We start from the raw sequence: 22,798 nt of genomic DNA, 5'->3' as shown, positions 1-22,798 counted from the left end.
TAAATGGAATTAAGCCAGATGACTGCACTGGAACTGTCCCGTAATATCAGGGAAAAAAAGATCTGCGTTTCAGACAGTGTAGAAAGTGTGTTTCACCAGATCAGAAAAAAAGAAAAGAAAATTCATGCATACCTGGATCTTTATGAAGAGGACGCATATAAGAGGGCAGAGCAGGTTCAGAAAGGAATTGAGCAGGGAATCTATACAGGTCCTTTGGCAGGAGTACCGATCGCGGTAAAGGATAATATCTGTATCAGAGGTAAAAAGACAACCTGTGCATCCGGAATACTGGAAAATTTTATTCCTACATATCAGGCTGAGGTGATCGACCGTCTGGAACAGGCAGGAATGATCCTCATAGGAAAAACGAATATGGACGAATTTGCCATGGGAAGTACAACAGAAACATCTGCTTTTGGTGTTACGGCAAATCCGTGGAATACAGAGCATGTACCGGGCGGTTCATCAGGGGGTTCCTGTGCGGCAGTTGCGGCCGGAGAGGCATATATGGCTCTTGGATCCGACACAGGCGGTTCCATTCGTCAGCCCAGCGCTTTTTGCGGAGTGACCGGAATCAAGCCAACCTATGGAACCGTATCCCGATATGGTCTGGTGGCATATGCGTCTTCTCTTGATCAGATTGGTCCTGTGGGAAAAAATACAGAAGACTGTGCTGCTCTCCTTCAGGTAATTGCCGGATATGATCCAAAGGACAGCACTTCTCTCAGGAGAGAACTTCCGAAATCTGGACTGACTTCAGGGAAAGATCTGAAGGGAATGCGGTTTGGCGTTCCTGAAGAATATATGGCAGAGGGAATGGAAGAAGGAGTACGTAAGGTTTTTCTTGCTTCTCTGAAGCTTTTGGAGGAACTGGGAGCTGAAGTGGAATTTTTTTCCATGAAAACTACGGAATATGTAATCCCGGCATATTATATCATTGCCTGTGCAGAAGCAAGCTCCAATCTGGAAAGATTTGACGGTGTAAAGTATGGATTTCGTGCGGCAGAATATCAGGGACTTCATGATATGTACAGAAAAACAAGAACGCAGGGGTTCGGAAAAGAGGTAAAAAACAGAATCATGCTGGGCTCATTTGTTTTGAGCTCCGGTTATTATGACGCTTATTATCTGAAAGCATTAAAGGCAAAAGCTCTGATCAAAAAAGAATTTGACCAGGCCTTTGAGAAGTATGATGTGATTCTTGCTCCGGCGGCTCCCCATACGGCTCCAAAGCTGGGAGAAAGCCTGAAAGATCCTCTTACCATGTATCTGGGTGATATTTATACAGTAGCAGTAAATCTCTGCGCCCTTCCTGCCATTTCCCTTCCGGGTGGCTTTGACAGAAAAGGGCTGCCCGTAGGATTTCAGATGATTGGCCCTTGTTTTGGAGAAAATACGCTGATCCGGTCAGCGGCTGTATTTGAAAATGCACGGGGGAAATTTCCATCAGCAGAAAAAGGAGGCACAGAGGTATGAGACAGTATGAGACCGTGATCGGACTGGAGGTTCATATAGAGCTTGCCACAAAAACCAAAATTTTCTGCGGCTGTTCTACGGAATTTGGCGGAGAGCCCAATACCCATACCTGTCCGGTATGTGCCGGGATGCCCGGTTCTCTTCCGGTTCTGAACCGTCAGGTGGTGGAATTTGCGCTGAAAGCCGGAATTGCGGCAAATTGTCAGATCAATCAACTATGCAAATTTGACCGGAAAAATTATTTTTATCCTGACAATCCGCAGAATTATCAGATATCACAGCTCTATCTGCCTTTGTGTCATGATGGATGGATAGAGATTGAAACCTCAGCCGGAAAGAAAAAGATCAGGATTCATGAAATACATATGGAAGAAGATGCCGGTAAACTGATCCATGACGAATGGGAAGACTGTTCACTGGTAGATTATAATAGAAGCGGAGTACCTCTGATCGAGATTGTTTCCGAACCGGATATGAGAAGTGCTGAGGAGGTTATTGCATATCTGGATAAACTTCGCTGCATGATGCAGTATCTTGGAATTTCGGACTGTAAGCTTCAGGAAGGTTCCATGCGTGCAGATGTCAACCTTTCTGTCTGTGAGTCAGGAAGCGATGTCTGGGGAACCAGAACAGAAATGAAGAACCTGAATTCTTTCAAAGCCATCACAAGAGCGATTGAAGCTGAACGGGAGAGACAGATCGAGCTTCTTGAAATGGGAAGACCGGTAATTCAGGAGACAAGGCGGTGGGACGACAATAAAGAAAGCTCTCGTGCCATGAGATCAAAGGAAGACGCTAAGGATTATCGATATTTTCCGGATCCGGATCTGCCGCCGGTTCATATTTCAGATGAATGGATTCAGAGAATCCGTAATACGCAGCCACAGCTGCGGGAAGAAAAGCAGCAGAGATATCAGGATGAGATGGGACTTTCCGATTATGATGCCAGAGTTTTGACGGAATCGGCACATCTGGCTGATCTTTTTGAAAAAACAGCAGAACTCAGTCAGAATCCCAAAAGGACAGCAGCATGGTTTATGGGGGAAGTTCTTCGCCTGATAAAAGAATACGGTACAGAACCGGAAAAGGTTTGTTTTTCGCCGAAACACCTTGCACGGCTGATTTGTATGGTAGAGGAAAAGAAGGTCAGCCCTGCCAATGCAAAAAAGGTATTTGAGCATATCTTTAACGAAGATACAGACCCGGAAGTTTTTGTCCGGGAGCATGGTCTGGGGATCGTGCAGAATGACGATCTTATGCAGCGTGTGGTTCAGAAGGTTCTTGCAGAGAATCCGGGTCCTCTTTCAGAGCTTCTGGGAGGTAAGGAAAAAGTATTCGGTTTTTTTGTAGGCCAGATGATGAGAGAATTGAAGGGTACAGCAAGCCCTGAGGCGGTAAGGGACGCCCTTACGGAAGAAATAAACAAGAACAGGAGATAGAATATGGTAACAGTAAATAGAAACTATCTGAAACTGCCGGGCAGTTATCTGTTTTCCACAATTGCCGGAAAAGTGTCCGCTTTTCAAAAGGAAAATCCGGAAGCCAGAATCCTTCGCCTTGGAATTGGAGATGTGACACAGCCTCTTGCCCCGGCAATCATTGAAAGTCTTCACAGATCAGTGGATGAAATGGCACATCAGGAAACTTTCCGGGGGTATGCACCGGATCTGGGCTATGAATTTTTGAGAGATGCCATTGCAAAGAATGACTACAAAGACAGAGGATGTAACATTTCAGCAGATGAGATATTTATTTCTGACGGAGCAAAAAGCGATTCCGGAAATATCCAGGAGATCTTTGGGGCAGATAATAAGGTGGCTGTCTGTGATCCGGTTTATCCGGTTTACGTGGACACCAATGTGATGGCGGGAAGGACCGGGGCTTATAACAAAGAAAAGGAAAATTTTGACGGAGTGATCTATATGCCCTGTCTGGAATCCAATGGATTCCTTCCCGAAATTCCGGAAGAAGTGCCGGATCTGATCTATCTTTGTTTTCCGAACAATCCAAGCGGCGCTGCCATTACCAGGGAAAAGCTTCAGGAATGGGTGGACTATGCCAATCGTACAGGTGCAGTGATTATTTATGATGCAGCTTATGAGGCGTATATTACGGAAACAGATATCCCTCACAGTATTTATGAATGCAACGGGGCAAGAACCTGTGCGATTGAGCTGCGCAGCTTTTCAAAAAATGCCGGATTTACCGGTGTGCGTCTTGGATTTACGGTAATACCCCGGGAACTGGTTCGCGATGGAGTGCCGCTTCACAGGTTATGGGCACGACGTCATGGAACCAAGTTTAATGGAGCTCCTTATATTGTCCAGAGAGCCGGAGAGGCGGTGTATTCTCAGGAAGGAAAAAAACAGCTTCGGGAACAGGTGGCATATTATATGAGAAATGCCCATTATATCTACAGTGAACTGAAAAAAGCCGGATATTCCGTTTCCGGAGGAGTGAATGCTCCTTATATCTGGCTGAAAACACCGGATCAGATGTCCTCCTGGGAGTTTTTTGATCATCTTCTGAGAAATGCGCATGTAGTGGGTACTCCAGGATCCGGATTCGGCGCTCATGGAGAAGGCTTTTTTCGTTTGACAGCATTTGGTTCCTACGAAACCACACAGGAAGCAATCCATCGTATAACGCAGATTTAAAGAAACAGAAGGCTGCAGGTCTGTATATGACCTGCAGCCTTTTTTGAAGAAACCAGGTTTTCATTGCGTTACTGTGAATTTTACCGTATAATAGAAAGGAGTCAAAAGATAAAGGGGTAAGTAGAAATGTATTACGAAACAGCAGAGAAATTACTTGAATTTATCAGAAAAAGTCCAACTGCTTTTCATGCAGTGGATACAATGAAAAAAACACTGGCCGGCCATGGCTTTCAGGAGCTTTCCGAAAAAGAACTGTGGAGCCTGACCCCCGGCGGAAACTATATGGTTACAAGAAACAATTCAGCGCTGATCGCTTTTTCCATTCCGGAAAAAGCGCCGTACAGCTTTCACATTATGGCAAGTCACAGCGATTCTCCGACTTTTAAGATTAAAGAAAATCCTGAGATCACAGTGGAAAAGGCTTATGTAAAGCTGAATGTGGAAAAATACGGAGGAATGCTTATGTCTCCGTGGTTTGACCGTCCTCTTTCCGTGGCAGGAAGAGTGGTTGTCCGGGAAAACGGAGAGCTGAAAGAAAAACTGGTAGACATTGACAGAAATCTTCTTATGATCCCCAGCCTTGCCATTCATATGAACAGGGAAGTAAATTCCGGATATGCCTATAATCCGCAGAAGGATCTTCTTCCTCTGTATGGAACAGCAGGAACCAAAGAGCCATTTGGAAAACTGATCGCAGAGGCAGCAGGAACCAGTGAGGAAAATATTTTAGGGCATGACCTGTTTCTGTACAACCGGGTACAGGGAACCGTATGGGGTGCTGAACGGGAATTTGTTTCAGCAGGAAGACTGGATGATCTTCAGTGCGCTTTTGCATCTCTGGAAGGCTTTCTTTCAGGCGGCAAAAAAGAGAGCATTGCTGTACATTGTGTTCTTGACAATGAGGAAGTGGGAAGCGGAACCAGACAGGGGGCAGCTTCTGCATTTCTGAAGGATACACTGCTGCGCATCAATTCCGGTCTGGGAAGGACCTATGAAGAATATTTGATGTGCCTGGCAGACAGCTTTATGATCTCAGCAGATAATGCTCATGCTCTTCATCCGAATTATACAGATCAGTCCGACCCGGTGAACCACCCGGTTCTGAACGGCGGAATTGTCATTAAATATAATGCAAACCAGAAATATTGTACAGACGCTGTATCAGCAGCAGTATTTAAAGAAATTTGCGCGAGAGCAGAGGTTCCGTACCAGACATTTGTAAACCGTTCCGACATGGCAGGAGGTTCTACGCTGGGAAATATTTCCAATACTCAGGTGCCGGTAAGCACGGTAGATATCGGACTTCCTCAGCTTGCTATGCATTCTCCTTATGAGACAGCCGGAGTGATGGATACCTACAGTCTGGTAAAAGCAGCAGAACTGTTTTTTGCGTAAAAGAATACAGGCTGATTTTGAAAATAACAGCATAAAAGAAAGACAGACGAGGAAAAATGAATAAAAAAGCAGTATTTTTTGATGCGGATGGTACTGTCTGCGATATAGAGAAGGGAGTTCCGGATAGCGCGGTAAGAGCCATTACACAGCTTGTGAGAAACGGACATGAGGCATGGCTGTGTACAGGAAGAAGCCGGGCGTTTGTTCCGGGATATCTGGAACAGATCCCTTTTACCGGAATGATCAGCGCCTGTGGCGCCACCATAGAAAAAAACGGCCAGCGGCTGTTTAACAAGGAGATGTCTTCTGAAGTTGCAGAGCTTTCTGTAAAAATCCTGCGCAGATACAGTCTGGTCCCGGTAATGGAAGGGGCGGATTTTATGTATTATGACAAGGATGAGTATACACTGGAAGTAAACTGGTACCGGGATCTTATCACGGAAGCTCTTGGACCGAAGTGGCGTCCCATTAAAGGCAATGAAAAGTCTATGAGGATCAATAAGATCAGTGCAAAAATGAAAGAAGGCTGTAATGCAGAGCAGGCTCTGAAAGAACTGTCCGACTACTATGATGTGATTCGTCATGAAAATAATTCTTTTGTGGGGACAACAGTGGAATTGATACCAAAGGGCTGCAGCAAAGCTGCGGGAATAGCTGCTGTGTGCAGAATCTACAATATTCCATGGGAGGATACGGTTGTCTTTGGAGACAGCAATAATGACCTTTCCATGTTTGAATATGCGGCAACAAAGGTGGCAATGGGAAATGCCTCACAGAAGATCAAAGAGCTGGCAGATCATATTACCACGGATATGTTCCATTATGGAATAAAAAACGGGCTGGAAAAGCTGGGACTGATCGGAACAGGAAGCAGATTCTGACAGACAGAGAATATGCTTTTCGTCTGAAAGAGAGAAACAGAATAATTTACAGGAAAGTGAGGGAATTTGAATGAAAACACTTGAATTACGCGATGGTTTTTACTGGGCAGGAATTGTGGATGATAATCTTCGGGTATTTGATATTATCATGTATACGGAATTTGGAACTACCTATAATTCCTATGTATGGAAAGCCGGAGACAAGGTCGTTCTTTTTGAGACAGCCAAAGAGAAATTTTTTGACGAATATCTTGACAAGCTGAAAGAAATTATTGATGTAACAAAAATTGATTATCTGATCGTGGATCATACAGAGCCGGATCATGCAGGAAGTATTGGAAGACTTCTGGAGTACAGTCCTCAGATGAAAATTGTGGCTACAGGCTGTGCCATTGGATTTCTGAAAGAAATTGTAAATCATGATTTTACTTCCATTGCTGTAAAAGATAATCAGACTATGGAAATCGGCGGAAAAACTCTCCGTTTCCTTGTAGTTCCCAATCTTCACTGGCCGGATACCATGTATACTTATATTGAAGAAGAACAGCTTCTTGTAACCTGCGACTCTTTTGGTTCTCATTATGGTTTCCATGATGTTCTTGCCAGCAAGGTCACAGATCAGGAAGGCTATATGCGTGCCACAAAATATTATTTTGACTGTATTATCGGACCCTTTAAGCCGTTTATGCTAAAGGCTCTGGACAAGGTACGCCAGCTTGATGTCTCCATGATCTGCCCGGGACACGGACCGGTGATCGATGAAAATATCGACCGTATGTATAACATTTATGAGGACTGGTGTACAGTTGTGAATCCCAACCGGAAAAAAACAGTCATTATTCCTTATGTAAGTGCATATGGTTATACGAAGCAGCTTGCCGAAGAAATTTCAAGAGGTATTCAGGACAGCGGCGATATTGATGTCAGAAGCTATGACCTTGTGGAAGCTGACCAGGACAAGGTGCTGGAGGAACTGGGCTTTGCAGACGGTATTCTGTTCGGTACTCCCACAATCGTAGGAGAGGCCTTAAAACCAATCTGGGATCTGACTACCTCCATGTTTGCCGGAACACACGGCGGAAAGCTGGCAAGCGCCTTTGGAAGCTACGGATGGAGCGGCGAGGGAGTTCCTCATATTATCGAGAGACTGAAACAGCTTCGCATGAAGGTTGTAGATGGTCTGAAGATTCGTTTTAAACCGGGCGAAAATAATCTTCTGGATGCCTATGAATACGGATATAATTTCGGATGCATTCTTCAGAAAAAAGAGAATCCGAAGAAAAAAGGTTCACGCACACTGGTAAAATGTCTTGTCTGCGGTGAGATCTTTGATTCATCCATGGAAATCTGCCCGGTCTGCGGTGTGGGAAAAGAGAATTTTGTGCCGGTAGATGCAGAAGAAAGCAGCTTCCGTAAAGATACAGATCATTTTTATGTAATCCTCGGAAACGGTGCGGCAGGATTAAGCGCGGCAAAAGCAATTCGTGAAAGGGATAAAACAGGCTCTGTGATCATGATCTCAAATGAGGCTTATCCTACGTACAACCGTCCTATGCTGACAAAATCCATGGTAGCGGAGCTGGATGCAAAAGAAATCCTGGTTGAGCCGGAAGCCTGGTATCAGGAAAACAATATCCACCTTCTCCTTGAAAAAGAAGTAACAGGTATTCATACAGATAAAAAAGAGATAACACTTTCGGACGGAACAGCATTGAAATATACAAAGCTTATTTACGCGCTGGGGTCCGAATGCTTTGTGCCTCCGATTCCGGGAACGGACAAGCCTGAGGTTGTTGCCATCCGCCGTATGAGCGATATCGAAAAGATCGAGGCAATGCTGGACAGAGTACAGAATGTGGTTGTGATCGGCGGAGGCGTTCTGGGTCTGGAAGCCGCCTGGGAGCTGAAAAAAGCCCGCAAACAGGTGGTTGTTCTGGAGGCTGCGCCACAGATCATGGGACGCCAGCTTGATGAGGGCGCAAGCCAGATGCTTACAGACATCAGCAGGAATAATGGAATTGACATTCACGCAGGAGTTCAGATTGCGTCAATCGAGGGCGAAAGCTCTGTAACGGGTGTAAAACTGGCTGACGGAAGAGAATTTCCGGCAGAGCTGGTGATCGTTTCTGCGGGAGTACGCGCAAATGTGGGAGCTGCAAAAAATGCAGGACTTGACATTAACAGAGGCATTGTGGTAAACGCAGATATGAGTACCAGTGACGAGAATATTTTTGCCTGCGGAGACTGCGCGGAATATGAAGGGATCAATTATGCCATCTGGCCTCAGGCTCTGGAACAGGGAAAGGTTGCAGGAGCCAATGCGGCAGGAGATGCGCTGACATATACTACGGTTTCAGCAGGACTTTCTTTCCACGGAATGAACACAGGTCTTTATGCCATCGGAGATAATGGAAAAAATCCGAATCTTATTTACAGAACTGTGGAATTTAAAGACATGGGACGGAAGCAGTATGAGAAATATTATTTCCTGAACAACCGTCTCTGCGGAGCTATTCTTATTGGTGATACTTCAAAAATGGCTTTTGTTACAGAGGCAGTGGAACAGAAAAAAACATTTAAAGAGATGTTCAGTTAATGAAAGAGGCGGAAAACTATAAAGAAGAGCTTCTCCGGCACAGGCATTACTTTCATATGCATCCGGAGCTGGGTCTTGAGGAAAAGGAAACATCGGCATATATAAAAAGCTATCTGGAGAAACTGGGGTATGAAATTACCCCGGTTTTTCCTACAGGAATGATCGCGGAACTGCCTGAGCTGAAAAAAAGGAAAAAAACTGTGGTGGTAAGGGCAGAAATGGACGGCCTTCCTATGGAAGAAAAGACAGGGCTTCCCTATGCCTCTGTGAATCCGGGGCGTATGCATGCCTGCGGACATGACGGTATTCTGGCAGTGGCGCTGACTTTATGCGGTATTCTTTCTGAGGAAAAAGAAGAATTTCCGGTAAATGTAAGATTTTTGTTTGAGCCGGCAGAAGAAATCGGAGAAGGGGCAAAAAGGATGATAAAAGCAGGAGCCCTGGACGGGCCGGCAGATGCTTTTCTGATGTTTCATTTTGCTGTGGATATGCCCTTTGGAATGGCGGTTCACGAAGGCCAGGCTTCTGCTATGATTGCAGGAATCGGAATTGAGGTAAAAGGAAAATCCAGCCACTGGAGTGAAGCTCATAAAGGAATTGACAGTATTTATGCAGGCGCCAGAGTGATACAGGAGGTGCATGACCTTAACGAAAGCTATCAGGGACATGCGCCCTGCCTTGTGGGAATCGGAACGGCTCACGGAGGCGAATACGGAAATATTATTGCAGATTCCATGACGCTTACCGGAAATATAAGGGCCTGCAGAGAAGAAGACTTTCAGGCGCTGTACCGTCTGTTGGAAGAACGTCTGAAAAATACAGAAAAAGAAACCGGAACAAAGATCACTCTGAGTCTTTTAAAGGAACCTGTGCTTTCTTTTGCAAACGATTCTGAGTTTACAGAGCTTGCAGCAGGAATCGGTCAGGAGGTCTTCGGGGAGCGTTTTATTCTTGAGGGAGAGGATGAACTGTTTCTGGCAGGAGACAATGCCTATCGCTACTTCCAGAGGACAAGGGGAGTCTTTTTGATTTTTCTGGCAGCAGTTCCGGGAAAAGAATATCCGCTTCATCATCCGAAGATGGAACTGGATGAAAATATTTTTCCGTACAGTCTGGAAACGGTTTATCAGATGATAAAAAAAATGGGAAAAGTCTGCTGAACCTGCGACAGATCACAGGAATAAGAGAAAGAGAGAAAAAGCCAATGGAAAAACATGGCGGAAATCTGCAATGGGGGGATCATTATGAAATATGGGAAAATAAGGATTGAAGATGGAAATCTGGTCTTTGCCAGACATATGATGATGAACTATCTTCCATGCAGGGATATCCTGTGGGTTTATAAAAGACAGGAAGGTGTGGAAGGCGGCGCTCAGAAACAGATCAGCACCAGTTATCTGGTGGTTGTGACCAGAAGACGCAAACGCTATAAATTTGATATGACAGACAGGGAAGTAAGAGACTGTGTACAGCTTCTGAAAGCGCTGAATCCTGACATTGTGGTGGGCTTTCCGAAAGGAGGCAGGATCCACCTGCAGAGTCTTCCGAATACCAGAGACCTGGGAGCGCTGATGACAGAGGACGGAAGACATATTCTTCCCAGACGTCTTTTAAGAAGCGGCAGTCTTTATCATATTTCTCTGACAGACCAGGATGTCCTCACAGAAGAATATCATCTTACGGAAGTGATTGATTTCAGAACCCAGAAAGAGATCCTGGAAAAACCGGATACTGTGATCGAGGGAGTGCGTTATCATGAGATTCCCATTGTGGATGAAGAGACGGCCGGGATTTCCCAGGCAGGAAGTTTCCTTGAGCTGATTACAGAAGCCGGTCAGCTTCCCGATGATTTTTTACATAATCAGTACCGCAGCTTTGTCAGGGACGAGTATTCAGTGAAGCAGTATGCCCGTTTTATGGATATCCTTCTGAACCATGAGAAGGGCGCTGTTCTGTGGCACTGCAGTGCAGGAAAAGACCGGGCGGGGATCGGTACCGCCCTGCTTCTCTGCGCTCTTGGGGTTCCCGGAAAAACCATCCGTGAGGATTTTATGAAAACAAATCTTTATCTGGAAGAGGAGATGCAGCATATGGTCCGTTATCTGGAAACAAAAACCATTGTAGACAGTAAGGTAATGGACAAAGTGCGGATTCTTTATAAGGTCAAAGGGGAATATCTGGACACAGTTTTTGACACAATTGAAAAGGATTACGGTTCTGTGGAACATTTTCTGAAAAAAGCGCTTTATCTGACTCCTAAGGCAATTGAAACCCTGAAAAATAAATATCTTGTATAAACATACATTTTTACATTGACAAATGATTGAATCTTGTTATAATGATATCCATGCAGAGTTTTTATGAAGTAAAGGTTTACAGGACTAAAGTGGTGAAAGCAGGTGTGTTATGCAAAAGAGAATTTTGTCCCTGTTAGTAGATAATACCGCAGGTGTGCTCAGTCGTATTTCAGGACTTTTCAGCCGGAGAGGTTATAACATTGACAGTCTTTCCGTTGGTGTTACGGCAGATGAGCGTTTTTCCAGAATGACAGTTGTATGCAGTGGAGATGCGCTGATTTTGGAGCAGATTACAAAACAGCTTGCAAAGCTGGTAGATGTAAGAGATATCAAGGTACTGGAGCCGGATAACAGTGTCAGCAGAGAGCTGGTTCTGGTAAAGGTTGCAGCGAAACCGGAGCAGAGAGAAGGAATTATATCTATTGCCAATATTTTTCGCGCCAATGTGATCGATGTGGGAAAAGATTCCCTTGTGATCGAGCTTACCGGAAGTAAAAGTAAGCTGGGGGCGTTCGTGGATCTTCTGGAAGACTATGAGATTCTGGAACTTGCCAGAACAGGGATCACAGGACTTTCCAGAGGAGCGGCAGATGTAAGATTTTTCTGATTTTTCAGCCGGATTGCTGAGGGGAATCCCTTGACGATATATTATGAAAAAATTTATAAAAACTTAGGAGGAAATGAAAATGGCAAACAGGATTTTTTATCAGGAAGACTGTAATTTAAGTTTACTGGATGGTAAGACGATTGCGATTATCGGTTACGGAAGCCAGGGACATGCTCATGCGCTGAATTTAAAGGAGTCAGGATGCCATGTTATCATTGGTCTGTATGAAGGCAGCAGATCCTGGAAAAAGGCTGAGGAGCAGGGATTTGAAGTATATACAGCGGCAGAGGCAGCAAAACAGGCAGATATTATTATGATCCTCATCAACGATGAGAAGCAGGCTGCTCTTTACAAAAACGATATTGAGCCGAATCTTGAGGAAGGCAATATGCTGATGTTTGCTCATGGATTCAATATCCATTATGGATGTATTGTGCCTCCGAAGAATGTAGACGTTACGATGATCGCTCCAAAAGGACCGGGTCATACTGTAAGAAGCGAGTATCAGGCCGGCAAGGGTGTTCCGTGTCTGGTAGCTGTTCAGCAGGATGCCACAGGAAAAGCTCTTGATATGGCGCTTGCCTATGCTCTCGGAATCGGCGGAGCAAGAGCCGGTGTTCTGGAAACAACTTTCCGTACAGAAACAGAAACAGACCTTTTTGGTGAGCAGGCAGTTCTCTGCGGTGGTGTATGCGCGCTGATGCAGGCAGGCTTTGAAACTCTCTGCGAGGCAGGTTATGATCCGAGAAACGCATACTTTGAGTGTATCCATGAAATGAAGCTGATCGTTGACCTGATCTATCAGTCCGGATTTGCAGGAATGAGATATTCTATTTCCAACACTGCAGAATACGGCGATTATATTACAGGACCGAAGATCATCACAGAAGATACCAAGAAGGCTATGAAGAAGATCCTTGCGGACATCCAGGACGGTACTTTTGCAAAAGATTTCCTTCTGGATATGTCTTCAGCAGGCGGTCAGGTTCACTTTAAGGCAATGAGAAAGCTTGCTGCAGAGCATGAATCTGAAAAAGTAGGTGAAGAGATCCGTAAGCTGTACAGCTGGAACGGCGAAGACAAGCTGATCAACAACTAAAATCAGTACATCAGTGGACAGGAAACGAGAAGTTTCCTGTCCTTTTTAATATCCGGGAAAAAGTATTGGAGCAGGGGAAGTCCTCTGTCTTTTTTTCTGCACACAAATCCGATTTCCCGATCCGGAAAATCAAAATCCAGAGGGATCTGGCAAAGAATGCCGTTTTTCAGCTCCGGTTCCACAAACTGACGGACAACGCCTGCAATTCCCAGTCCTGTTTCCGCAAACTGTATCAGAAGATCCATAGTGGAAACCTCCAGAATATGGGCCGGTTCCATATGGTGCTCCCTCATTCTTGCATTCATGGTCTGACGGGAAATATTTTCTTCGTCAAGCATCATAAATACTGCATTGTGAAAAAGAGGCTCCCCAGGATAGAGTTCCTGCAGGTTTTTTAAATACTGTGTGGTAGAAACGAAGGTATCGCTGACTGTCATAACCGGGCGGAAATAATATCCCTGAAGATTATGGGGTCTGCCAATCAGTCCTATGTCAATTTTTTCTTCATCAAGAAGTTCCAGAGTCTGATAAGTGGACTGGCAGGAAATGCTGATCCGCACCTGGGGATAAGACAGGATATAGGGCTTCAGCCGGGGAAGAAGAACATATCGGCAGAGCGTGGTACTGGTTCCGATACGGAGCTGCGGAACGTTTCTGGAACCGTTATGAAGGATGGCACGTTCTCCTTCACCGACAAGCTCAAAGGCTGCCTGTATTTTTTCAAAAAGGATTTTTCCGTCAGAGGTAAGGGCAACTCCTCTGGAGTTTCTTTTAAAAAGCAAGGTGTTAAGGTTGTGTTCAAGCTTCTGTACAGCACGGCTTACAGCGGGCTGGCTGATGTACAGTTCTTTTGCGGCTCTGGAAATACTGCCTGTTTTTCCTGTAACATAGAAAATATGATAAAGGGATAAATTTTCCTGCATAATTAGCCTCCTTAATATAACTATAAAACATAATAAGTATGAATAATATGTATTAGTATTATATCAAAGCCTGTGATAAAATAACATCATAAAAAGAAAATTATCTGCAGTTTTTATAAAACGGCTGTATGAATTTACAGGGAGGACATAGATTATGGGAATGACAATGACACAGAAGATTCTGGCTGCCCATGCAGGACTGGATCATGTGGAGGCCGGACAGCTGATAGAGGCGGAACTGGATCTGGTTCTTGGAAACGATATCACATCTCCGGTGGCGATTCATGAAATGGATAAAATGAAAGCGGATACCGTGTTCCACAAAGATAAAATCGCCCTTGTTATGGATCATTTTATCCCAAACAAGGATATTAAATCAGCAGAGCACTGTAAATGTGTAAGAGAGTTTGCCTGCAGGCATGAGATCAGCAATTATTTTGACGTAGGAGAAATGGGAATTGAACATGCGCTTCTTCCGGAAAAAGGGCTGACAGTAGCTGGCGATGTGATCATAGGTGCAGATTCCCATACCTGTACCTACGGAGCTCTCGGGGCATTTTCCACAGGTGTGGGAAGTACGGATATGGCAGCAGGAATGGTCACAGGCAAAGCCTGGTTTAAGGTTCCGTCAGCCATTCGATTCAATCTGACAGGAAAACCGAAAAAGTGGGTCAGCGGAAAAGATGTGATCCTGCATATTATCGGAATGATCGGCGTGGACGGAGCTTTATATAAGTCCATGGAGTTTACAGGAGACGGAATTAAGAATCTCAGCATGGACGACCGTTTTACCATTGCAAACATGGCAATTGAGGCAGGTGGAAAAAACGGTATCTTCCCTGTGGATGACCAGACGGAAGCTTATATGAAAGAACATTCCATGAGATCTTATAAAGTGTATGAGGCGGATGAGGATGCCGTGTATGAGGCAGAGTATACCATTGATCTCAGTAAGCTGGAACCTACGGTTGCCTTTCCGCATCTTCCGGAAAATACAAAAACAATGAATGAGATCAGCCAGGAGATCGTGATCGACCAGGCTGTGATCGGATCATGTACCAATGGAAGGATCGAGGATCTCAGAACAGCAGCAGAGATTCTTAAAGGACGCAAAGTGAAAAAGGGCGTGCGCTGCATTATCATTCCGGCAACACAGTCTGTTTATCTTCAGGCAATGGAAGAGGGACTTCTGAAGATCTTTATTGAGGCAGGTGCAGTGGTCAGCACTCCGACCTGCGGTCCCTGTCTTGGAGGATACATGGGTATTCTGGCAGCAGGAGAAAGATGCATTTCTACTACAAACCGAAATTTTGTAGGACGTATGGGTCATGTGGAGTCTGAAATTTATCTGGCAAGTCCGGCTGTGGCTGCTGCAAGCGCAGTCATGGGAAAAATTGCAGCGCCGGAAGAACTGGGATTATAAGGAGGAAGAAGAATGCAGGCAAAAGGCAGAGTTTTTAAATATGGAGATAATGTAGATACAGATGTGATCATTCCTGCACGCTATCTGAATTCCTCAGATCCGGCAGAACTGGCAACACATTGTATGGAGGATATAGATAAGGAATTTGTAAATAAGGTAAACAGGGGAGATATTATTGTAGCGGACAAAAACTTTGGCTGTGGTTCTTCCAGAGAACACGCTCCCATTGCCATTAAGGCGGCAGGAGTCAGTTGTGTGATCGCAGAGACTTTTGCGAGGATTTTTTACCGTAATGCCATTAATATCGGGCTTCCTATTATTGAATGTCCTGAGGCTAGCAGAGGGATTGAGGATGGCGATCAGGTTGAAGTGGACTTTGACTCAGGCGTTATTTATAACCGTACCAGAGGAACAGAGTTCCAGGGTCAGGCATTTCCTGAATTTATGCAGAATATCATTCAGGCAGGCGGTTTGATCAATTATATTAATGCAAAAACCGAAAAATAAACATATATCAGCTTCCGGATCCGGGACAGGTTTCGGAAGCTGATTTTTTGGCTTTATCACTTTTATCTATATCCTTTGTTTTCTGTAAACGGAGAAAGACTGAATATGGAACAATGAAGCCCGGCATATGCACACAAAAATGCTCAGGTTTTTTATGGGTACACACAGGCAAATACAAAAGAATCGGACACATTTTTACAGGCATTTCAATTTAAAAAACATGTGGTTTTTACAGACAGAACAAAATAAGAAAAATGTCATAATTTACAGGCGTAATTTGGCGAACGAATTTCGTTGACTTTTTGTATTGGCAGGACTAGAATAAAATCATCTTAACAAGCAGGAGCTTCTTCCTGCACCACCTTCTTCTGAAGGAATATCGGGGAAATTCCATAAACGGATTATTTGGATATACACAGAACGGGACGCCTTTGTTCTTCCCGTACAGCAGTTTTATTTATTTATTGCGAAGGTTAAGGAAAATATATTTCCTTGGTCTTATATAAAAGAATACGCCGCCTTCTCCTTACAGGGGATCTTCAGAGCAGAGCATATGATCTGTTTATCGTCAGGTGTCATTCAATTCTTTTTTATTCTTAAATTTCAATTCAGAACATTTCATTTCATCAAACCTCTTTTAAAGAAGGAGAAAGCGGGCGTGATCTATGAAAAAATATCTGCGGGGCAGAGCTCCGCCAAAAGAAAGCGGAGCTGTTTTTATTTGATCAGACAGGAAAGGATGAGCATATGAAAAAGAGGGAGTATGCGGGAAGAATCCTGCTTGCAGCTATTGCCGGAGTATTTTTGCTTCTTGCTGCTTTTAAAAGATTTTCTGTGAACGTAGTATTATCCGGTTCCATGGAACCGGCGCTGAAAACCGGTGGAATTATTTTTACAGACACAAAAAAGACCATGCCGGGGATCGGAGATATTATTACGTATCGTATGGATGATATGCTGGTCACACACAGGGTTACTGATAAGAGGGATTCTGCTTATATTACCAGAGGCGATGCCAATGAAGGTGAGGATGCGGCTCCTGTTATGCAGGAACAGATTGTTGGAACTGTGGTATTTTTTATTCCGGTTTTGGGATATGTGGCAGCATTTTTGAAGAGCAAACCCGTATTTGGTCTTATCAGTCTTATGCTCATACAGGAATTGTTTTTTCTTGGAATGCAATGGAAAGGAGTGTGCAGGCAGTTCTGCACAGACAGAAAATATGAAAAAATCAGTAAGAAATAAAAGTAAAGCGATATTTTTAACAGGTGCTTTGTGTCTGGCTGTTCTTGGGGGTGTTTCTGCGTATCTGACAGATTATGACAAAGCTGATAATCAGTTTACAGTAGGAAAAGTAGAAATTGAACTGGAAGAGCCGGGATGGAAACAGGAAGAACATACGAAGATCGAACCGGGAAAAGAAATAGAAAAGGATCCTCAAATCCAAAACACGGGAGTCAATGATGCATTTGTGTATATGGAAGTAACAGTTCCTATGGCAGATGTGATGGCAGCGGATGAGGAGGGCAACCGGCTGAATAAAAAAATGCAGGAACTGTTTACCTTTACAGCAAAGGAAAACTGGTCCCTGATCGACAAAAAGAAAAAAGAAACGGCAGCTGTTTATGTATATGCATACGATAAAATACTGAAACCGGAGCAGACCACGGAGCCGTTGTTTGACATGGTGAAATTCCTGAATATTATTGAAGGACAGCTGGACACACAGCAGATCAGTATTCCTGTAAGAGCCTATGCCATTCAGAGCTCCTATACAGGAGGAGATAAGGACAGCATTCCGGAACAGGCAAAAGAAGCCTATAAAAAATATGTAAATCAGAATAAAGAGCAGGAAGGTCAGGTGACAACATGACCGTTATGACAAAAAGGAGGCCAGATGTGAGAAATGACCGGAAGAAAAAAGATTACAGGGGTGATCCTGATACTGGCAGCAGCGTTGGGAATCGGGGGCACTGCAGCATATCTGACGTCTTTTGACAAAGCTGAGAATACAGTGGCAGCAGGACATAATACAACAGATATAGAGGAAGAGTTTCCCAATATAACACCCACTCCCATTGATAAAAATCCGGAATATAAGAAAAAGGTATGGGTATCTAATACAGCGTCAGGGGAAGAGGGCTTTAATGTAGACTGTTTTGTACGGATTTCGCTGGGATATTCCAATAATGATATCGGAAAGGCAGTGGTTCTGAAGAATCTGGATACGGATAACTGGGTGCATAAAGATGACGGGTATTATTATTATCGCCATATTTTAAAAGAGGGAGAGACCACTGCTCCTTTGTTTACAGGAGTATCTATAGACTCTTCCAGGCTGGATGATACTTATCTGGATCTTTTGCCTGAATTTAAAATACAGGTATACGAGGAGTCTGTTCAGTCCGCCGGATTTTCTGACTATGAAAAGGCCTGGGAATATTATGGCTCTCCGGTCTGAAAGGAAGGTGGTGCAGATGAAAAAGCTGATTAAAGCAGCGGCGGTTTTAACAGCGGCTGCTTTTCTGGGAGGAACCGGTACTTATGGATATTTTTCAGATACTTTAAAGGTGAAAAATCATATTTCCACAGGAGACATTAATATCGGACTGAAGGAATATGAAAAAAAAGGAAGTACAGAGGTATCTTTTGCAGGAACCAAGGCAGTAGTTCCGGGAGATGTTATATCCAAAATTCCCAGAATCACCAATTATGCAAGCCCCTGTTGGGTGCGGGCACGGATCACTTACAAAAATGACAGGGAGAATATGGAGGGATTCAGTGACAAAAATATATCCGGAATGTCAAAAAAGTGGGTGCAGAGAGGTGAGTATTATTACTATACAAGTATTCTGAAACGGAAGGACAGTACAGATCTTTTTAAAGAGGTAACAGTTCCGGAAACATGGACGGAGGAGCATACCGGGCAGCAGCTTGGAATTACCGTTCAGGCAGAGGCAATCCAGGCGGCAAATTTTAATCCGGATTTTAAAGCAATGTCGCCATGGGGAAATCAGGAGATACAGCTTTGTGTTCATGAAGAGAATGGTACAACTGTATGCAGAAAGGAAAAAACAAAATTGTCAGTGGAGTTTAACGGACAGGCTCATAAGCTTTTGTCTGTTCCGGGTGACTTTTTTGTGAATATGGGAACTGCCATGCCGGGAGATAAATTTCAGGATACAGTCACAGTTTCCAATACAACGGATCAGGAAGCGGAAATATTATTCCGTACAGCAGTGGAAGGACAGAACAAAAGCCAGACAGAGCTTTTGAAGGGAGTAAAACTTACAGTAGATATGGATGATACGAGACTGTACGAGGGAACTCTGGATTCTCCCGGACTTAGTAAAAATCACTCCCTTGGGAAATTCTCTCCTGATGAAAAAGGAAAACTGAGGTTTTCCCTTTCAATACCTTCAGAATGGGATAATTCCTACGCATTGAGGGACGCAGAAGTGCAGTGGATATTTACGGTAAATGAAAATCCTGAAAAGGAAACTGGTTCAGGAAAAAGTGAAGCTTCAGGTCATAAAAAAGCGAAAAAAGTCTCATCTGTAAAAACAGGAGATTTCTCACAACCGGAGGCAGTATTCATGATTCTTTTAAGTTCCGGAGCTGTGATCCTGATAGTGTTTATCTGCAGGAAAGGAGGGCGGAGGAAATGAAAAAAACAGTAGTCAGTTTTTTGCTGGCAGCAGTGATGGGACTGTCTTCGCCGGCAGGGAGCCTGTGTATTCCGGAAGAAGAACACAATGGGACAATGGAACAGGAACAAAATGAAGAAGGGGAGTTTGAAGGGCTGGAATCAGAGGAAGAACCTGAAATTAAGGTTGAGGAAGATACTGAAGAAGAGATGCAGGGAGACGCGTCTCCGGAAGAAGCGCCGGAAAATCCGGAAGATTCCGATGGGGAAAAGCCACATGCAGAGCCGGAAGAGATTCCGGAAGAATTTACAGGAACCATTCTTACTCCGGATAATGCAGACAGTCTTTTTGGAGATACACCGGAAGATGAACAGCTGATCAGGGAAATTGAAGAAGGAGAGATTGTAGGATTTGCCCCTGCCTCTCTTACAGATATTGGTGAAACAGAGCTGATGTCAGAAGAGGATGCGTCAGTTCTGCTTGCTCCGGACAGGTACAGACTTATTTCCACTTCGACAATTGTAAACTGTGATGAAGTGTGGACTGCAAATTCTCCTATTCATGCCCGACTGCGTTATATAGAGTATGTAGATTCAGATGGAGCGGTAACAAGATCGCCTCTTTATTGTATGAAGGCGTCTAAAATGGGAATTGACGGAAACGTGGATCTGAAGCCGGACGCAGTAAAATTTTTTTCCAATTCGACTCTGAGAAAGATTCTTTATTTTGGATATGGAGGGCCGGGAGATATCTGCGACAGTTATGATCCCAGTTGTTCCCATGTGAACTGGTCAAAATGGCAGAACAGATATGTATTTACTCACCAGGCGCTTTCCAAAGTATATGCCAATGATGTAAATGGAGCGACGGAAGCTCAGATCAAGCATGTGGGGCTGCTTCGTTTTATTGACAAACTGAAAAGTCTCACCATTCCCAGCAGAAGTGCAGTAAAACTTAAATCAGTCAATACCAGCGGCAATACCGTTACAGCCAATCCTCTGAATATTGGTATGACCCTGTATCGGACCAAACCGTCCTCCGGATTTGGGTGGCTGGAGTCAACATTTAAAAACGGATTTCAGATTTCACCTTTGTGTACAGTAATAGATACAGGAAAAGCCGGAAACGGACTGACAATCTCCAGAGGAACTAACGATGCGTGGCAGCTTGCTTACTGGACCAGTGAAAGCGCGGCAAAAGAAAAACCGGATAGCCCTAATCGTCTGGCAAAGGGAAAAAGTGTAAAGATGAAAAACGGATACTGTTTTAAACTGGTATTTCCGGAAAATTCAAAAGGCACGAAACAGTTTTCCTGGAAAATGACACTGAGACCTGTAAAATATATTATTGTAGATGGTTCTGTTCAGACTGGACAGGATATTCAGGATTTTGGAGCCTGCGTATACCAGGGAGACAGGGGGATTCTTAAATTAAATCTTTCGTTTCAGCCTTCCGGAAGTATTCTTCTCCAAAAAACAAGTTCTCTGACAGGCCAGCCGGTTGCCGGTGCAGTATATTCTCTATATGCAGGACAGGATCTGTACAGTGGAGGCATACGCATTTACGCAAAGGATGAAAAGATTGCAGAGGGAACTACAAATGAGAAAGGAGAGATTCTTTTTGACAGCCTTGTTCCGGGAAAGTACTATGTGAAAGAAAGAACGGCGGCTCCCGGCTATCTGATCACAGTTTCTGCTTCATCCTGTACTGTTTCTTCCGGGAAACGCGTTACACTGGAGGTAAAAGATGATCCGGATATGAAGGGAAAAGTATCTGTTGAAAAGGTTGCTGACGGAACAGGAATTTTTCTTGAGGGAGCAGAATTTACTTTGTTTACCTGGAATAAAAATTCAGGAAGCTATGAAAACGAGAAACTTTTGAAGTACGATAAAGAACAGAAAAAATATATTTCAGATGTTTTTGTGTATACGGAAATAAATCAGGGAAAGTTTAAAGTAGAGGAGACAAAAAATCCCCCGGGATACACAGGAAGCTGGAGTCAGGAACTGATACTTACAGAACCGGGAACTGATAAAACATTTACTTATCGTGTAACCAATGCTCCTCTTAAAGAACACATAGTGGAAATCCGTAAGCTGGATTCTGAGACAGGAGGGTTACTGAAAGGTGCGGAGTTTGTTATTTATGAGTGGAATGAGAAACAAAAAGAGTATCAAAAAGAGGGAACAGCACTGATATACGATGAGCAGAGGGAGATTTATAAAAGTCAGATCCTGAAGATCACAGACAGTAATCAGGGGAAATTTCGAATAGAGGAAACAAAGAACCCACAGGGGTATCAGGGAGAATGGAGTCAGGAAATTGATCTGATGAAACAGGACGTACAACTGCAGTTCTCTGTGAAAAATGATCCAATCCCCAAAAAGTACGGAACTGTGCATATCAGAAAAAAGGATGCCATTACAGGAGAGAAGCTGAAAGGTGCGGAATTTCAGGCTTATGCATGGAATGAAGCAGCAGGAAGCTATGAAGAAAAAGCAGTTCTTTTTAGCTATGAGGAAAAAGAACAGTGTTACACATGTTCTGAGCTGGAACTTACGGATGAAAATCAGGGGAAATTTATGATAAAGGAAACCAGAGTTCCACAGGGGTATCAGGGAAAATGGGAAAAGGAAATCCATCTGACAGAAGACGGGCAGATTCTGGAACTGGAGGCGGAAAATGAACCGGTTCAGCTTCCCACAGGACAGATCACAATTATCAAAAAGATCCTTGAATCAGAAATCACCTGGGCACACGGAAATCCTACGTTTTCTTTTGTGATCGAGGGCACGGATATTCGCGGAAATAAACGAAAATATGAAGATTCTGTTGTTTTTATGCAGGATGCATATCAGGTGGACGGAAATGGCTATGCGTTTTTGGAAGTGACAATTTCCAATATTCCCCTGGGGACTTATCAGGTATATGAAAAGCCGGTGCTCCGTTACTATCTGAAAAAAGCTCAGGCAAACACCTCCAACGTGGAGATTATAAAGGGCAGGGAACCTGCATATGGAGTGGCTCCGGTAGATATTGCATATGGAACGGTTGGCCTTGATAAAGATCATCAGAAAGCTTCTATAACCTTTTATAATCGGAAAAAACGCTATGACGGATATTCTCATAACAGTCTGGCAGAGAATACACTTCCCGTTATAAAATCACAAAGCTAAAATAATTTTTACTCTCAGACAGAAGGGCGGGGCTGAGGTGCTGTTCCGATGCCCTGTCCTGCAGAAAGGAGAAGACGAAATCCAGGCAAAGAACCGGAAGCTGCTTTTGCATTT

At 44.0% G+C, this 22,798-nt stretch carries 18 protein-coding genes; 17 read left to right on the top strand and 1 reads right to left on the bottom strand.

The features are described 5' to 3' along the window. The first annotated feature begins 3 nt into the window (after positions 1 to 3). From gatA to ilvC, 10 genes are all read left to right on the top strand, one after another. Positions 4 to 1,476, top strand: a complete 1,473-nt coding sequence (gene gatA / locus QVP40_RS01230; RefSeq protein ID WP_022066697.1) for an Asp-tRNA(Asn)/Glu-tRNA(Gln) amidotransferase subunit GatA — start codon at positions 4 to 6, stop codon at positions 1,474 to 1,476. Next, positions 1,473 to 2,915, top strand: a complete 1,443-nt coding sequence (gatB, locus tag QVP40_RS01225) for an Asp-tRNA(Asn)/Glu-tRNA(Gln) amidotransferase subunit GatB (RefSeq protein WP_022066696.1) — start codon at positions 1,473 to 1,475, stop codon at positions 2,913 to 2,915. Before gatA ends, gatB begins: the two co-directional genes overlap by 4 nt. A 3-nt stretch (positions 2,916 to 2,918) precedes the next feature. Continuing rightward, positions 2,919 to 4,133: an LL-diaminopimelate aminotransferase gene (locus QVP40_RS01220; RefSeq protein WP_022066695.1), complete on the top strand. Its 1,215-nt coding sequence runs from the start codon at positions 2,919 to 2,921 to the stop codon at positions 4,131 to 4,133. A gap of 126 nt (positions 4,134 to 4,259) precedes the next feature. Then, complete coding sequence (locus QVP40_RS01215; RefSeq protein WP_022066694.1) at positions 4,260 to 5,528, top strand: M18 family aminopeptidase; 1,269 nt, start codon at positions 4,260 to 4,262, stop codon at positions 5,526 to 5,528. Positions 5,529 to 5,584: 56 nt separating this feature from the next. Beyond that, positions 5,585 to 6,409 carry a Cof-type HAD-IIB family hydrolase gene (locus tag QVP40_RS01210; protein ID WP_022066693.1) on the top strand — a complete coding sequence of 275 codons (825 nt, stop codon included), beginning with the start codon at positions 5,585 to 5,587 and terminating at the stop codon, positions 6,407 to 6,409. A gap of 70 nt (positions 6,410 to 6,479) precedes the next feature. Further along, the gene (locus QVP40_RS01205; protein ID WP_022066692.1) at positions 6,480 to 9,005 is read left to right on the top strand and encodes an MBL fold metallo-hydrolase; all 2,526 of its coding nucleotides are present in this window, start codon (positions 6,480 to 6,482) and stop codon (positions 9,003 to 9,005) included. After that, a complete protein-coding gene (locus QVP40_RS01200) occupies positions 9,005 to 10,165 on the top strand; it encodes a M20 metallopeptidase family protein (protein WP_022066691.1) in 1,161 nt (386 codons plus the stop codon). The genes QVP40_RS01205 and QVP40_RS01200 overlap by 1 nt, the downstream gene beginning before the upstream one ends. Before the next feature lie 84 nt (positions 10,166 to 10,249). Next, positions 10,250 to 11,302 (top strand): tyrosine-protein phosphatase, encoded by a 1,053-nt coding sequence (locus tag QVP40_RS01195; RefSeq protein ID WP_138270666.1) that lies wholly within the window; start codon positions 10,250 to 10,252, stop codon positions 11,300 to 11,302. 109 nt (positions 11,303 to 11,411) lie between these two features. After that, a complete protein-coding gene (ilvN, locus tag QVP40_RS01190; protein WP_022066689.1) occupies positions 11,412 to 11,909 on the top strand; it encodes an acetolactate synthase small subunit in 498 nt (165 codons plus the stop codon). 79 nt (positions 11,910 to 11,988) lie between these two features. Then, positions 11,989 to 13,008: a ketol-acid reductoisomerase gene (gene ilvC, locus QVP40_RS01185; protein ID WP_022066688.1), complete on the top strand. Its 1,020-nt coding sequence runs from the start codon at positions 11,989 to 11,991 to the stop codon at positions 13,006 to 13,008. Between the two features lie 2 nt (positions 13,009 to 13,010). Here ilvC and QVP40_RS01180 read toward each other — a convergent pair whose 3' ends face one another. Next, on the bottom strand, positions 13,011 to 13,931 hold the full coding sequence (locus QVP40_RS01180; RefSeq protein ID WP_022066687.1) for a LysR family transcriptional regulator: 921 nt from the start codon (positions 13,929 to 13,931) through the stop codon (positions 13,011 to 13,013). Between the two features lie 154 nt (positions 13,932 to 14,085). Here QVP40_RS01180 and leuC point away from each other — a divergent pair, with 154 nt between their 5' ends. The 7 genes from leuC (at position 14,086) to QVP40_RS01145 (ending at position 22,684) form a co-directional block, all read left to right on the top strand. Beyond that, entirely contained in the window at positions 14,086 to 15,354 is a 1,269-nt protein-coding gene (leuC, locus tag QVP40_RS01175) for a 3-isopropylmalate dehydratase large subunit (RefSeq protein WP_022066686.1), read from the top strand. 12 nt (positions 15,355 to 15,366) lie between these two features. Beyond that, a complete protein-coding gene (leuD, locus tag QVP40_RS01170) occupies positions 15,367 to 15,861 on the top strand; it encodes a 3-isopropylmalate dehydratase small subunit (protein WP_022066685.1) in 495 nt (164 codons plus the stop codon). Between the two features lie 747 nt (positions 15,862 to 16,608). Next, positions 16,609 to 17,106, top strand: a complete 498-nt coding sequence (locus tag QVP40_RS01165) for a signal peptidase I (protein ID WP_022066684.1) — start codon at positions 16,609 to 16,611, stop codon at positions 17,104 to 17,106. Further along, on the top strand, positions 17,084 to 17,734 hold the full coding sequence (locus tag QVP40_RS01160; protein ID WP_022066683.1) for a TasA family protein: 651 nt from the start codon (positions 17,084 to 17,086) through the stop codon (positions 17,732 to 17,734). Before QVP40_RS01165 ends, QVP40_RS01160 begins: the two co-directional genes overlap by 23 nt. A gap of 33 nt (positions 17,735 to 17,767) precedes the next feature. Continuing rightward, positions 17,768 to 18,322: a SipW-dependent-type signal peptide-containing protein gene (locus QVP40_RS01155; RefSeq protein WP_022066682.1), complete on the top strand. Its 555-nt coding sequence runs from the start codon at positions 17,768 to 17,770 to the stop codon at positions 18,320 to 18,322. A gap of 16 nt (positions 18,323 to 18,338) precedes the next feature. Continuing rightward, positions 18,339 to 19,529 carry a SipW-dependent-type signal peptide-containing protein gene (locus QVP40_RS01150; RefSeq protein WP_022066681.1) on the top strand — a complete coding sequence of 397 codons (1,191 nt, stop codon included), beginning with the start codon at positions 18,339 to 18,341 and terminating at the stop codon, positions 19,527 to 19,529. After that, the gene (locus QVP40_RS01145; RefSeq protein ID WP_022066680.1) at positions 19,526 to 22,684 is read left to right on the top strand and encodes a SpaA isopeptide-forming pilin-related protein; all 3,159 of its coding nucleotides are present in this window, start codon (positions 19,526 to 19,528) and stop codon (positions 22,682 to 22,684) included. The genes QVP40_RS01150 and QVP40_RS01145 overlap by 4 nt, the downstream gene beginning before the upstream one ends. Positions 22,685 to 22,798 lie beyond the last annotated feature (114 nt).

Origin of the sequence: Blautia sp. CAG:257, from assembly GCF_000433815.1 — a bacterium.
Classification (GTDB): domain Bacteria; phylum Bacillota; class Clostridia; order Lachnospirales; family Lachnospiraceae; genus Blautia_A; species Blautia_A caecimuris.
This window is presented reverse-complemented; position numbering and strand designations above follow the sequence as displayed.